Genomic DNA, 13179 nt, shown 5'->3' on the forward strand with positions numbered 1-13179 from the left:
AGTCAGGCCATTGTGTCCAGACAGGAACACGTTGGGTACGGCGTACCGCGTGTCCACACGCAACCGGCGTCAGGCGCTAGCACGAAACAGTTCGCAGCATCCTGCGGGCTACCACTCCCACCCTTCATCGATCGGTTAACGTCTCGCCGGCCCGTGTGGGACATACCCGCTCGGGGACCTTCCGGCCGCCAAGCACGAAGCCCGTCGACAGGTGACCATCGCGGTGGCTGACCTGCAACTTTCAGAAGCGCTGTCCCACTTGCGCCGCAAAGTCCGCTGCGTATCTGTCTAGGGCCGCTTTGGCGCGGCCGACGTCGCCGCCGAAGAGCTCACCGCGCAGTGGTCCCCACATGGAGCCTTCAGTCCCGAACTCATGCTGCATGTCCTCCACTGGGTTCCCGTGAAAGTGCGCGGCCCGCCAGGTCGAGCGTCCGAACCAACGCGACCGACCCCAGGCTCGTCCGTCGCCAGCAGCAGCGATACGGACGTTGACAGCGTCCTGCGCCAGCACCCCAAGCATGGCTTCCGCTCGGTCGAACTCGGCCGCGTAGGCCTCATCGTCCGGCCACTGATCTAGAAAGATGGGCCGCAGGATAGCGTGGAGCCACTCTGCAGTGGGCGTGTAGTACTTGGTGGCGCGATTCTCGGTGAAGTCTGCAAGAGCATCATCGAACGGCTTCTCTTTCAGTTCACTCCTGGCGAGGATGTTGGGGAGCCAGTCGTTGCCGTCGAACGGCGCCCACGGGTTCGTTGCCTCCAGCAAAGCTTGTGGCCTGGACTCGTGACGATCCCGCACCGAGGGATCAACTAGGAGTGCCTTTAGGTTCTCCCACCTCCGAGCCGATCCAGCTGCCAGCCCAGCAGTCATCAACGCCACCATGCCTGGGAGGTGTCGAAGCGCCAGCAGCGCCTGTACGCCGCCCTGAATCTTGAGCGGCGCCTGGACGAACGCTCTCAACCCGCTGGACCATGGGCCCAGCAAATCGGGCGTCCCCCACCGTGCAGCCACCTGTAGCGACCCGCAGAACGGCTTGGTGAGTTCCCACAACTGCTGCGCCTCCGTGGCGAGCCGGATCACCTGTTCGTCGCTGCTCCCACCGAGCGGCCCACTCACGTGGTCAGGATCGCTGAGTGCACCTAAGACCCGCTGAACCTCCTGCGAGACCAGGTCGTCGAGCTCGATGCGCCGCGTGGGGTCGACCAACATCTCCTTGGTGAGCTTCTTGAGCAGGTCGGCGCGATCGGCGGAGGTTGCCTGCTCAACTGCTTCAAGCGCAGCGGCGGACCCGAGCTGCTTGTCACCCATCACGCCATGGATCGTGGTCACCAGCGACGCAGCCTGGGCGGCGTAGCCGTCTCCAAACAGATCGGAGTAGTTGAGATCGCTGAGGGTCCTACCCGCGCCCAGGTCCCATTCCGGGACGGCGCCCGAGTCGAAGCGGACCGGGATGAGCCACGTACGCCCCGGAGGCAGCTTCCGGTACTCCTCGACCGCGAGAGTCAGCTCCTCGTTCATGTAGGACTTGCCCTTGCCGCGGGAGTTGTCCGAGAAGCACGCCAGGAACACCAGCGAACCGCCTCTGATGGCTTCCCGGATCTTCGCCTTCCAGGCGTCGCCCGGACCCAACGAGTTCCGGTCTCGCCAGTAGGGGACCTTCGCCGCTTCCAGCACCGTGCAGAGCTTGTCTACCTCAGTACTGTCCTCGTGCACATATGACACAAAGACGTGCTTGCCCTCGTCGCGGCTCATGCCTGGCAGTCTAGGTCGCGGACGCCAACTGATGCCTTGCAAGCGAACCTGTAGTCACTGATTCAGACAGCTCTGTTGACGCCCGTCCGGTCCTCGCGCCGGCGTCCGGCTTTCCCCGCCGGCCACGAGCGACGGCCACTGGCCGGTCTTCCAGTTCCGTCCCCGGCGATTCTCACGATCGGGCGCAGTGCGCACCTCCGGTCCCGACGTCTGCGCTCATCACCTGAGGGATGAGCATGGGACAAGGCAAGTAGTAGATCGGCCGCGCCGCGGCAGAGCGAGGAGCCAAGCCAAACGATCTGATCCGATCTGACACCGTGAGATCGAGGCGATAGGCCTGCCCCCTGGGGATGCTTCTGGGGATAAACTCCGGTCAAGTGGACGCGACCAGAGTGATTTCCGGGCGTAGCAGAGTTGGCCAGGGATGGCCCTGTTGAGCGCAGTTCATGCGGTCCAACGGCTTCCTAAACCATGTGCCGCAGGTTCGAATCCTGCCGGGGGCACCTACGGAATTGCGGGTCGGCGGTTGCGTCGGTGGGCGTCTGGCCGCGGGGTTGAGGGTTGAGGGAGAGCTGCCGGTGAAGAAGCCTGAGGCTGAGCCGGTGGTTGCGCGGAACCGGAAGGCTGCCCATGAGTATCAGTTGGGGGAGTCGTGGGAAGCCGGGATCGTGTTGCAGGGGCCGGAGGTGAAGGCGCTTCGGGCTGGGCGGGCTTCTCTGGTCGGCGGCTTCGCGATGGTCGAGGAGCGGGAGATCTGGCTGCACGGCGTGCACATTCCGCAATACTCGCAATCGCGGTGGTTCGAGGGCGGTTCGCGGCGTAAGCGAAAGTTGCTGTTGCATCGGGCGCAGATCGACAAGATCGAGCGCAAGGTCAACGAGAGCGGGCTGACGATCGTCCCGGTGCTTCTGTACTTCAAGGACGGTCGGGCAAAGGTCGAGATTGCGCTGGCTCGCGGCAAGAAGACGTGGGACAAGCGGCAGGTGCTCGCCGAGCGCGAGGCGAACCGCGAGGCCGAGCGAGCTGTGAGCCGTCGGCTGAAGGGCCGCTCGGACTGACCGATCGGCACGGGCCTTCGGCGAGGTGGGGGAGCGAGGTGTGAGGTTGCTTAGCCGACTAGGGCTCGGACGTTGAGGTGGCCGGCTATGGAGTCGTAGCGTTCGGCGTACAGGGTAGTGCAGCGGCCGGCGGTGCAGCCGGAGCCGGCGAAGGCCAGGCCGCGGATGGTGGCGGTGGTCGCGCTGGGGCGGGTGTAGATGGGGCCGCCGGAGTCGCCGCTGACGATGGTGACCAGGCCGCCTCGGGTGGCGCGGATGACGTAGGTGGTGCAGCCGTCGGCGTCGCAGTACTTCGCGCTGGTGGAACGGACCGTGATGTTGCACAGCGAGGTGCTGAAGGAGCCGGACTGGCAGATCTTCGTGCCGACCGCCGGGTCGCCGCCGCCGGTCACCGTGCGGGTGTCGACGCTGTCGCCGGGGCCGTCGGTCCAGATCTTGGCGCCGTACGAGCTACCGGACAGCAGGGACTGGTCGTAGTCGGGGTAGTTGGTCCGGACCGTCGTGGTGCCGTAGTAGTTCGAGCCGGAGTGCCAGATAGTGCCGACGCCTCCGCAGTGGCCGGCCGTGACCGTACCGCGGGTGTTGCTGGCCTGGATGACGACCGAGAATCCGGCGCTGCAGTTCTTCGTGGTCGAGGTGATCCGGGCGCCACCCCAGTGGCCGCCGGTCGCAGTGTCGCTGAGCCGCGTCGTCCGCTGCGGGCTGCCGGCGACGATCGAGACGCCGTCGATGGCGCGCAGGCCGGCGATGCTCGCGGCCGAGGTGGTGGCCTTGTCGTACTCGACCAGGATGTTCTCGCTGGCCGGGTCGAGGTCTGCTGTGAACGAGGTCTTCGCGGCGTCCGGGGACCAGTTGCGGGCGCCGATCTTGTTCCACGCGGCGGCGATCGAGCGGGCGGAGCGGCAACTACGCTCGACGGTGAGCATCTTCAGCCCGGGCTCCGGAACCTTCCGGCTCACGGCGGCCTTGTACTTCGAATCGTCGGTGACCGAGTCGTCGAGGACGACCTTGTAGCCGGTCTCGGGCGAGCCGAGGATGCCGACGATGCCCTGGCTCAACCCGTACGGCAGGCCCGAGGTGGGCCGGCCGGTGTTGGTCAGCGGCTCGATCGAGCGGACGGCGGCCGAGACGCCTTCGCCGAGCGCCTGGCCGAGCGGGCGCGCGTCGTTGGCGCTGGTCGGCTGGGAGAGCCGGGCCGCGTTCTGCGACGTGGTGGTCGGATCCGCATGCGAACAGGTGGCCGGAGCTGCCGTCGAGGCGGAGGTGGGCAGCGTCGACACCGAGGCGACAGTGAGTGACAGCGAGCAGAGCGCGAGCAGCGGGACGGTAGCTGAGAGTCGCACTAAGCTCCCCAATCGGTGGACGGCCTCCGTGAATGGTCCGGGTCCGGACGACCCATAGTCAATAGCCGATCACCGTCCGCAAGCAAATTTGACTACCGTGCGCGAGCGTAAGTCGCAACTTCACGCCCGTCGCCGGCGTAGAAGGTCAGCGTCGACTGGTCGGCGGTGATCCGCCGGGCCGTGGCAAGAACTGTGGTGTGCGGCACATTGCCGCATTCGACCAGCCGCTGACCCTTCGCGTGGCTGGTGAACTCGCCGCGCTGTCCGATCGTGAAGGTCCCGCCGAGGCTGTTGCAGCCGTCCGAGCCGATCCAGGTGCCGTCGGTGCGGAAAGTCAGGGTCGGATCCTCGGGCCGGCCTTCCTTGAGCGTGCTGAAACCGCTCAGCTTCACCGGTCGCCAGGTGCCGGGGAGTGCCTGGGCGGCGGGGATGACGGCGGCCGTGACCGGCGCCGGTTTGCTGGCCGCTGGGGCCGGTGGCGTGGCGGTGCTGCCGTGGTTGAGGCTGAAGCCGACACCGGCGACCACGGCGATCGCGGCGGCGGCAGCGCCGGACGCGATCCAGGTACGGCGCTGGGCCTGCCGTACGCCGGTGGTCGCGCGGCCGGCTAGATCAGGAGCCAGCGGGACGGAAGCAGCCGCACGCTCGAACGTGGCGCGCAGGTCTTCCTCGAGTTCGGTCTTGCTCACGGCAACCTCTCATCAACACGGTGGGACTGCTTCGCTCTCCGCAGCGTTGCGAGCGCCCGGCTGGCGGTCGCTCGCACGGAGGACGGTTTGATGCCGAGCAGGTCGGCGATCGTCCGGTCGTCCATGTCCTGGTAGTAGCGCAGGACCAGGACGACCCTTTCCCGGGCCGACAACGTGGCGAGGGCTCGCCAGAGGTGGTCGGAGTTCACGATGTCGGTGGCGGGGTCGGGCACCGTGTGGTCGGTGTCGATCTCGGCCGCCGGGGCCTCGGTGAAGGACCGGCGACGCGTCATCGACAGGTACGAATTGATCAGGATCCGCCGGACGTAGTTGTGCGGGTCGTCGGCCCGCTCCACCTTCCGCCAGGACCGGAACGCCTGCATCAGCGCGATCTGGGCCAGATCCTCCGCCCGCTGGTAGTCGCCGGAGACGGTGAAGCCGAGACGCACCAGTTCCTGTCCGCGCGCGGACGCGTACTCCTCGAAATCCACTCGCAACTCCCAGCTCGGGCGTACAACACCTCACACCTATTAGACGCAGTGAGCTACCCAGGGTGCTGCAACCTTTCACACACAGTTGCGTCTCACCCGTCGGAGAGCAGGAACTCGCGCACCGCGTTCCGCCCGGTCGGATCGCTCCGGCTGCCTTGTACGCCGTGCCCGTTCCCCGGTACTACGACCAGTCGGGCGTCCCGCGCATGGTCCCGCTCCCAGGTAGCCCAGGCCGCCGGGCAGAAGAGGTCGTTGCTGCCCTGCAGGATCAAGGTGCGGGGGAGCAGCGTCTGACTGGCCGGGTACGCCGAGGCGCGTGCGGGCGGCCATCTCAGACAGCCGTCGACCATCAGCTGGTTCCGCACGGTCGCCACGTCGTACGGGTAGAGCTGGGCTGGATTCAAACGGGCTAATGCCGTCTTCAGTGCTGCAGGGCGCTCTGCGATCGGCGTTGCGGAGGTTCCCCACGGGAAGCGGAGGTCTGAACAGAAGGTCGCGAGGTGCAGCCCGGCCGACAGATCGTCGTACGCCATGTTGCGGCTGGTTGCCTGTTGGAGGAGCTCTTTGAGGCCGGCGTCGTCACCATCTCGGGCTGCATGCAGCGTCGCGGGGATGCCTTTGAGTGATGGGTTCACCGCGTTGAGGCTGAGGACTGAGAGCGACTCGAGCATGTCGACGCCGCTGACCTTGCCGTGCTGCACCAACCAGGCCAGGTCAGCCACGGGATCCGTAGTACAGGCGGGGTCTTGCCGGCAGGTCGCGGCGAGGATCGGGCCGGTCGCGGCCATCAGGTCGAGGCCGAACGGGTTGATGCCGCCGTGTGGCACGACGGAGTCCAGCACGATCGAGCGGACGTGGTTCGGATACTTCAGTCCGTACTGCGCCGCGGTGAAGCTCCCGTACGACGTGCCGTTGAGCGTCAGGCGATCCTGGTTGAGCGACTGGCGGAGGAGCTCGATGTCCTCGACGGTGTCGGGTGTGCCGTAGTAATCGCGGGCCTGGCCTAGCCGGCGGGCGCAGTCTTGTTCGGCACTGGTCGGTGGAGTGAGGAAGTCGGAGCCACCGATAGCGGTCTGCAGGGATGGGCAATTGATGCCTGATTCACCTGTGCCACGTTGATCCATCATTACTAGTCGATATTGATCAAGCAACGATGGATCAACAGATGTGTGGACGCGTCGTAGTAGGCCGACTCCTGGTTGGCCGGGACCGCCGGTGAGGATCAGGAGTACGCCACGGGGTGCGTCGACGTTGTCCGCTGCGACGACGGCGAGGTCGAGGCTCTTGCCGGTCGGCTGTCGGTGATCGAGAGGCACGCGCAACGTCGTACAGGTGAAGCCTTCGACGCCTGCGCAGGATTGCTGCTGCGCTGGTGAACTGGAGCAGGCGGCCGTGCAGAGCAGGAACAGGATGACGATCAGCCGCATGCGGTCAGCGTGCAGTCACCAACAATCCCTGACAAGACTCTGGCACCCGGCTTGCGGGTCGCCGTCGTGGGCGACCCGCAAGCCGGGCGGTGACCCAGGCCCGGACGGCTTCGGGGGGCGCGTCCGAGGGAGGGTCAGCGCAGGCCGAGCGACTTGACCAGTTCGGGGGAGACCTGCCGTGGCGCCGCGAGTTCGCCGGGCTTGCCCTGGCCTTCCAGAGAAGTCGCCACCAGTCTGCGGCAGCCGAAGACCTCGGCTGTGTAGGAGAGCACGCCGCGATCGTTGTCGGTGAACCGCAGCACGTAGGTCGGGCCGAGTTCCTTGGTGCACATGTTCGGCTTCTTGGGTACCGGCTTCGCGCTGTTGACCAGGTCGAACAGCGCGGTCGCCTTCGCTGCCATCCGCTGGGTCTTGACTGTTGCGTAGGCCTGGCCAGTTGCCGTTGGATCGTACTGGCAGATGGTCACACTGACCGGGTGGAAGGCTGACTTGGCCGCGCCCTTGCCCCAGATCGCCTTGTCCGTGGCGGCTTTCACCGCGGCGATGGTGTCGGGGCAGTCCATGCTCGGCGTTCCGCTGGGGGTGGGCGGGGTGGTGCTGGGCTGCGTCGGTGTGCCGGTGGTGGTCGGCGTTTGGGTGGGCTGGGCACCGGGACTCGCGCTGTCTTCGGTACCGCAGGCGGCGGTGACTCCGAGGACGGCGACGACGATCGATGCTCCGATGAGGCCCCGTGTCCTTGATGCACTCACGACTCGGTCCTTCCGGGTTGGCAAGGAGTCCCATGATGCTCGACGCGCATCTCACTGGCCGTGTAGTTCCTGTCACGGCGCGGCGTCTATCCGGTCACGAGCCGGATCGAGTGTCAAACGCAGCAGACCTGTAACCTCTGCGCCCTGTTCGGGGTGCTCGCGCCGGTCTGGATCCCGACGCCGGCTCCCGGGCGGATGAGCCTGCCGGCTCACATACTCCGAGGCGGATGAGCTTGCGGCTCACATACTGCGGGGTGGGGATGTCGTTGGCTCGCGTAATCTGGGGGTATGAGTAGCCCGTACGAAGACGACGATCCGTTGCTGCCGGAGCAGACGCGGGACGACGACCCTCGGACCTGGGGCGAGAACCCGCAGAGCGATGACGATGACGAACGCATTCTGCGCGAGGTTCCGCCGCATCACGGATGACCAGAACCCTTTGCTTCGCGGGTAGAGGTCGGAGGGGGTTGGGTATGGAGCTGAAGCGGTTCGAGGAATCGCAGACGGCGGTGGTCGCTGGATGGGCGAGTAGTACTCAGGAGGTTGCGCTGCTGTGCGGGCGGGAGGAGTTCCCGTTTCCGGCGGAGTTGGTTGGCGGCTGGCGGAAGGTCGCGGACGACATCAGCGCGTACCTGTACTTCGATGGTGCGGAGCCGGTCGGGTATGGCGAGTTGTGGCTGGACGACGAGGAAGATGAGGTTGAACTCGCCCGCATCATCGTTGCGCCGAGTCTCCGGGGGCGTGGGATCGGCACTGCGTTCGTCCAGGCGTTACTGCAACCTGCTCTTGCAGCCGGGTACGCGGACGTCTTTCTGCGGGTTCGTCCGGACAACGAGCGTGCGATCAAGACCTATCTACGAGTGGGCTTCCAGCCGGTCGATGCTCAGCTGGCTGCCGAATGGAATGAACCACAGCCGATCGACTACACCTGGCTCCAATATCCGACCAAGAAACAGGAGTAGTAGTTCCTGCCGCCGGTCCGGCAGATCGGGCGAGGGCTAGTCCCACCCGGCCGAGGGGTCGGGCTGCGCCGGGCTTGTGTGGTCGGGAGCGAGGCGTGCGGTCGGTTTGCGCCGGGCTTGTCCGATCGAGGGGCGAGGCGTCCGATGTGGCACGCCTCGCCGGTGCGAGGGATCAGGGGCGGGCGCGGAGGGCGTCGCGGATGTCGACGAGCAGCTGCTGGTCGGTGGTCAGCGGCTCGGGCTCCGGCTCCACGCCGGCGGCGGCTGCCGCGGCGCGACGGTCCTGGATCTTCTTCATCGGCACGACCAGTACGAAGTAGACGACGGCGGCGGTGAGGACGAACACGATCAGGGCGTTGATGATCGCGCCGATGTCGACGAGCGACTTCTCGTTGCCATCCACGATGTGGAAGGCGAGCCCGTTGACGTTGCTGCCGCCGATCGAGGCGATCAGCGGGGCGACCAGGTTGTCGACCACGGTCTTGACGACGGTCGCGAACGCGCTGCCGATCACGAACGCGATGGCGAGGTCGAGGATGTTGCCGCGCATGATGAATTCTTTGAAGCCCTTGAGCATTTTCGCTGCCTCCACGATCGGGACCTGACTGCCTGCGGCGGTTCTTACCCGCAAAACGTAGGACCATCGGGCGGTGCAGGCGAGAGCCCGCGCCGGACGCGGTGGATCGCGTCGAGATGTGTCCGCAGAGAGAACGGGGTCGACCGGGCCGGGGTTATGGGGCTTTCGGGGGTGCGGTGAGGGCGATGGTGAGACGGGAGTTGGTCGTTGCCTGGGCCAACCGGGCGGCTGTTTCGGAGGAGACGGCAACGACTATCAGAGCACCGGCCGCGTTGGTGGGAGAGGCTCGAGGGTTGGGGAGGGTGATGACTCGGACGTCCTCGGCCAACAGACTGGCTGCTGGCGTGGCGGTGCTGGTCGCGCCGTAGATGGCGATCTGGTCGCCGACGCGGAGGAGGGCCGCGATGTCGGCGTCGTCGAGGCGGAGTGGGTACGCGACCAGGTCGGCGCCGAGCGTGCCGGGGGAGAGGAACCGGGCATCCGTGAGCGGTTCGCCGGAGCGCACCGGGGTGGCGAGGATCCGTCGAGCGAGGTCAGAACCTGGGCGGAGTACGCCGGTCGGCACGAGGTCGCGTGGCAGGTGGAGAGTCCGGAGATCACCGGACGAAGGCACAGCTCCGCCGGGGAGATCGCGGGATGCGGCCAGCACCGCGACGGTCTGCGGCGGCTCGGGCGAGACGGCGGCCAGGGCGAAGTAGACGGCAGCGGCCGCGGACACGCCGGCGAGTAACCGGCGATGCCAGCGGACCGCTTTGCGGAGGTTGCGGAGAAACGAGTGTGAGCGGTTCATGCCAGAGAAAGTACGAGTTTCGCCGGCTGGTCAGCCCCGGTTGTCCACAGGGGCCGGAGAGCGGATCAGGCAGCGCTCGTCTTGCTCGAGGAGGAGCCCGTCGAAGACGAGGACGACGACCCGTTGGACGACGAGCCGTTCGAAGACGACGACCCCGAGTCCGACGACGAGGACGAGGACGGCGGCGCCGAGGAAGTGGAGGACGAAGAGGAAGAGGAATCGCTCTTGGCGGGCACCGTGCTGGTGCCGGTCGAACGGCTGTCGTTCCGGTAGAAGCCGGAGCCCTTGAAGACTACGCCCACCGCGTTGAAGACCTTGCGCAGCACGCCGTCGCATTCCGGGCAGACCGTCAACGCACTGTCCGTGAAGCTCTGCCGGACCTCGAGCGAGTTGCCGCACTCGGTGCACTGGTACTGGTACGTCGGCACGTTGATTCCCTTCAGGCCGCTAGCACTCCTACTACTCGACTGCTAATAATGCGCCACGGGCCCGAAGTATTCCAATTTGTCCCCAGATTCCGCGCCACCCGATCGGGCGCCGGACCCTGCCCGGCGGACCGGGCAGGCTTGCCGGTATGGACCAGTTTTTGCAAGAACCGGCAAATCCTGCAACCCAGAGCAAGGCTCAGAACGTCTTCCCCGTGTGGGACCACTGGGGCGGATACTGAGAGTGACGCCGGGGGCACTGATCTGGGCGGCAGCCTGCCTGCTGCTGGCCGGCTACGGCACCCCGTGGGGCGCCATCCTGCTGTTCTCGCTCTACCTCGGTGCCGGCATCTCGCTCCCCGGAGTCCTGATCTGGCGGTGGCTGCGCGGTAACGTCGACGGTTTCGCGGCCGACTTCGCCTTCGGCACGGGCACCGGCCTGGCGCTCTCGATCCTGACCTACATCCCCGGCCGCGCCATCGGCGTACCGCTGCTGCCTCTCGTCGTCCCCGCCGCCACCCTGGTCGCCTTCCTGGCAGTGCCCGTACTACGAACCAACTGGCGGACCCAGCGTGCTCCGGCAAGACCCTGGTGGGCCTGGTCGGTATCGGCAGCCGCGGTGCTCGGACTCTGGGTCATCACCCGCAACGGCCTAGCGATCGAGCCGATCGCCTTCCCGGACGCCGCGTTCCAGTACAGCGACATGTCCTACCAACTCGCTCTCGCCGGTGAGCTGAAGAACCACATGCCGGGAGAGATCCCATACGTCATCGGCCAGTCCCTGAACTACCACTGGTTCCTGCACGCCGAGGTCGCCGCCACTAGCTGGCAGACCGGCATCGACATGGACCTGTTGCTCCGCAGGCTCTTCCCGATGCTCTGTGCTCTCCTACCGATCCTCTCGGTCGCAGCCCTCGCCACAAGACTCGCCAAGCGCTCCTGGGCAGGTCCGCTAGCCGCCTGGCTCCTCCTGCTCGTCAGCAGCTTCGACGTCTACGGCTGGGGCGGACGCGAGCTGATCAGCCAGGCCCCGTTCGCCACGGCAGTGCTCATGTACAGCCTCACCCACGCCTTCGCGGTCGTCCTGGCCTTCCCAGTCGTCTGGCTGATCGTCTGCCTCCTCCGGCACGACAGCCGAAAGGGAAACTGGATCCTGTTCGCAGTAGGCATCGCAGCGCTGGCAGGAGCGAAGGCGTCCTTCGTCCCTATGCTGGTCGCCGCGATGGTGCTGGTGGTCGTACTTCAACTGGTCACAGGCCGCAAACCAGACCGGACTCAAGTCGGCCTGACGGTGGTCGGCCTGCTCGCTCTAGGTATCGCCCAAGTCGCGTTGTTCAGTGCAAGCTCATCAGGTATCGGCCTTGAGCCAGGCCAGAGCTTCCGAGCACTAGCAACCCAGGTGGGCTTCAGCAGTCACTACCGCAGTCACGCAGCGGCAGTAGTAGTTCTCGGTACTACGGGCGCCACGCTCGTGGTGTCCTGGGCGATCTCCGGCATCGGCATGCTCGCCTTCCTGCAGAAGCGCAGATGGCAGGACCCAGTAGCGATCTTCTTGATCGGCTTCCTAGTTGCCGGCCTAGCAGCTGGCGCCCTTCTACGCCATCCAGGCTTCAGCCAGCTGTACTTCGTCCGCGCAGCCTTCCCCTTCGCCATCGCAGGCTCGGCCTGGGGCCTCACCCTTCTCTTCGACAAGGTCGCCCTGCCCCGCATGCTCCTGGCGGCAGCGGCAGGCGCGGTACTGGCCAAGGTCCTCAGCGCAGCGACTCCAGACAGACCACTCAGGACTCAGGGCATCGCAATGGTCAGCCTGCAGGTCATCGCGCCTTGGCTGACCGTCCTACTCGTCGCAGCGATCATCACCCTCCTGCTGCACAGAGCACCGGAAACCTGGAGATCTGGAGGCCTAGGCGTGTCAGTCATCCTCGGCGTGGTTTGCATTGCTCTGCCGGAGACCGTAGTGACCACAGCAGGCGACAAGGTCTGCGTCTCCGGCCCCGAGAAACCAGACTGCAGGCACACGAGAAGGCAGATTCCCGACGGCGGCGCCGAAGCTGCTCGCTACATCCGCGATCACTCCGCTGTCACCGACCGGCTCGCCACCAACTCGCACTGCATGCCCGCGTACGACCCGGCCCGCTGTGACACGCGCAACTTCTGGCTGTCCGCGTACGCCGAACGCAGGGTGCTCGTCGAGGGCTGGGCCTACACACCGACCGCGCAGAGCAGCAAGAACGCGACCAACGGCCCGTTCTGGGACCCGGAACTCCTCGCCCTGAACGACGAGGCGTTCCGGGACCCGACAAAGCTGGACCGCCTGCGGACGGAGTACGGCGTGCGCTGGCTGGTCTACGACACCAAAATCCAGAGCCCGCCGGAGCAACTCCGGTCCCACTGGCGGTTCAGCAAAGGCACGGTCCAGGTCTACGAGCTGCCGGCACCAACCAAGTCAGCTAGCTGAGCGGCGTACGGAGAAGTTCCAGCAGCCCGCGATGACGTTCCGCACCTGCACCACCTGCACCTGAGGGTCGTCGAAGAGCCGCTTGAGCTCACCCTCGCTCATCCCCGGCTCAGCCAGTACGCCGTCCAGCATCGACCCACTGGCGTCATACGGCCGCAGGATCGCCCGCCGGTCCAAGAAGTCCGCCGGGAACCCGTCGTCGACCGGACCCGGGCACTCGTCCACATGAATGAACACCGGGCCGATCTCGGCGTACGGTCCGCCCAGGGCCGACGGCTGGAAGGCGATCAACGCGATCTGCTCACCAGCAGCAGACAGGCGCAGGCAGCAGCGCAGCGGCGTACCGGCGTCGGCGGTCCGGGCCACCACCGGGTTGCCGTAGTCGTCATGGCCGTTGCAGCGGATCCGGTCGAGGCCGGCCGCCGGGACGGGGAGATATTCGAGGTCGCTGTTCATGCCC

13 protein-coding genes and 1 pseudogene are annotated in these 13179 nt (G+C 66.4%); 4 read left to right on the plus strand and 10 right to left on the minus strand.

Going from position 1 to position 13179, the window contains the following annotated elements; translation table 11 throughout:
- Nucleotides 1-241: 241 nt before the first annotated feature.
- Nucleotides 242-1750, minus strand: coding sequence for a toll/interleukin-1 receptor domain-containing protein (locus ABZ004_RS25145; RefSeq protein ID WP_355683317.1), 1509 nt, complete (start codon nt 1748-1750; stop codon nt 242-244).
- A gap of 578 nt (nt 1751-2328) precedes the next feature.
- On the opposite strand from ABZ004_RS25145, the gene smpB reads away from it, so the two are divergent.
- On the plus strand, nt 2329-2808 hold the full coding sequence (smpB, locus tag ABZ004_RS25150; protein WP_355683319.1) for an SsrA-binding protein SmpB: 480 nt from the start codon (nt 2329-2331) through the stop codon (nt 2806-2808).
- 50 nt (nt 2809-2858) lie between these two features.
- Here the strand turns inward: smpB and ABZ004_RS25155 are convergent, their stop codons facing one another.
- The 5 genes from ABZ004_RS25155 to ABZ004_RS25175 all read right to left on the minus strand — a co-directional run bounded on the left by ABZ004_RS25155 (nt 2859) and on the right by ABZ004_RS25175 (nt 7507).
- Complete coding sequence (locus ABZ004_RS25155; RefSeq protein ID WP_355683321.1) at nt 2859-4151, minus strand: hypothetical protein; 1293 nt, start codon at nt 4149-4151, stop codon at nt 2859-2861.
- Nucleotides 4152-4243: 92 nt separating this feature from the next.
- Nucleotides 4244-4840 (minus strand): META domain-containing protein, encoded by a 597-nt coding sequence (locus ABZ004_RS25160; protein WP_355683323.1) that lies wholly within the window; start codon nt 4838-4840, stop codon nt 4244-4246.
- Complete coding sequence (locus ABZ004_RS25165; RefSeq protein WP_355683325.1) at nt 4837-5331, minus strand: SigE family RNA polymerase sigma factor; 495 nt, start codon at nt 5329-5331, stop codon at nt 4837-4839. Before ABZ004_RS25165 ends, ABZ004_RS25160 begins: the two co-directional genes overlap by 4 nt.
- 92 nt (nt 5332-5423) lie before the next feature.
- Nucleotides 5424-6758, minus strand: a complete 1335-nt coding sequence (locus ABZ004_RS25170) for an alpha/beta fold hydrolase (protein WP_355683326.1) — start codon at nt 6756-6758, stop codon at nt 5424-5426.
- Nucleotides 6759-6892: 134 nt separating this feature from the next.
- Entirely contained in the window at nt 6893-7507 is a 615-nt protein-coding gene (locus ABZ004_RS25175; protein WP_355683328.1) for a hypothetical protein, read from the minus strand.
- Between the two features lie 288 nt (nt 7508-7795).
- On the opposite strand from ABZ004_RS25175, the gene ABZ004_RS25180 reads away from it, so the two are divergent.
- Complete coding sequence (locus ABZ004_RS25180) at nt 7796-7936, plus strand: hypothetical protein (protein WP_355683330.1); 141 nt, start codon at nt 7796-7798, stop codon at nt 7934-7936.
- A gap of 44 nt (nt 7937-7980) precedes the next feature.
- Nucleotides 7981-8469: a GNAT family N-acetyltransferase gene (locus ABZ004_RS25185; protein ID WP_355683332.1), complete on the plus strand. Its 489-nt coding sequence runs from the start codon at nt 7981-7983 to the stop codon at nt 8467-8469.
- A gap of 172 nt (nt 8470-8641) precedes the next feature.
- Here ABZ004_RS25185 and mscL read toward each other — a convergent pair whose 3' ends face one another.
- The 3 genes and pseudogenes from mscL to ABZ004_RS25200 form a co-directional block, all read right to left on the minus strand.
- Nucleotides 8642-9061 (minus strand): large conductance mechanosensitive channel protein MscL, encoded by a 420-nt coding sequence (gene mscL / locus ABZ004_RS25190; RefSeq protein WP_355683334.1) that lies wholly within the window; start codon nt 9059-9061, stop codon nt 8642-8644.
- 139 nt (nt 9062-9200) lie between these two features.
- The gene (locus ABZ004_RS25195) at nt 9201-9836 is read right to left on the minus strand and encodes a hypothetical protein (protein ID WP_355683336.1); all 636 of its coding nucleotides are present in this window, start codon (nt 9834-9836) and stop codon (nt 9201-9203) included.
- Nucleotides 9837-9985: 149 nt separating this feature from the next.
- Nucleotides 9986-10264: pseudogene (locus ABZ004_RS25200) on the minus strand (FmdB family zinc ribbon protein); the annotation flags it as partial.
- A gap of 241 nt (nt 10265-10505) precedes the next feature.
- Between ABZ004_RS25200 and ABZ004_RS25205 the strand changes: the two are divergent.
- Nucleotides 10506-12719, plus strand: a complete 2214-nt coding sequence (locus ABZ004_RS25205) for a hypothetical protein (RefSeq protein ID WP_355683338.1) — start codon at nt 10506-10508, stop codon at nt 12717-12719.
- On the opposite strand, the gene ABZ004_RS25210 is transcribed toward ABZ004_RS25205, so the two are convergent.
- Complete coding sequence (locus ABZ004_RS25210) at nt 12708-13175, minus strand: DUF1203 domain-containing protein (RefSeq protein WP_355683340.1); 468 nt, start codon at nt 13173-13175, stop codon at nt 12708-12710. The genes ABZ004_RS25205 and ABZ004_RS25210 overlap by 12 nt on opposite strands.
- Nucleotides 13176-13179: the final 4 nt, after the last annotated feature.

The organism is Kribbella sp. NPDC006257 (assembly GCF_040613535.1).
Lineage (GTDB): Bacteria > Actinomycetota > Actinomycetes > Propionibacteriales > Kribbellaceae > Kribbella.

What these genes read in the sequence shown, in the direction of transcription:
- ABZ004_RS25170 (WP_355683326.1), bottom strand. Translation starts at nt 6,758, where the DNA reads ATGCGGCTGATCGTCATCCTGTTCCTGCTCTGCACGGCCGCCTGCTCC.
- ABZ004_RS25145 (WP_355683317.1), bottom strand. Translation starts at nt 1,750, where the DNA reads ATGAGCCGCGACGAGGGCAAGCACGTCTTTGTGTCATATGTGCACGAG.
- ABZ004_RS25210 (WP_355683340.1), bottom strand. Translation starts at nt 13,175, where the DNA reads ATGAACAGCGACCTCGAATATCTCCCCGTCCCGGCGGCCGGCCTCGAC.
- ABZ004_RS25185 (WP_355683332.1), top strand. Translation starts at nt 7,981, where the DNA reads ATGGAGCTGAAGCGGTTCGAGGAATCGCAGACGGCGGTGGTCGCTGGA.
- ABZ004_RS25180 (WP_355683330.1), top strand. Translation starts at nt 7,796, where the DNA reads ATGAGTAGCCCGTACGAAGACGACGATCCGTTGCTGCCGGAGCAGACG.
- ABZ004_RS25195 (WP_355683336.1), bottom strand. Translation starts at nt 9,836, where the DNA reads ATGAACCGCTCACACTCGTTTCTCCGCAACCTCCGCAAAGCGGTCCGC.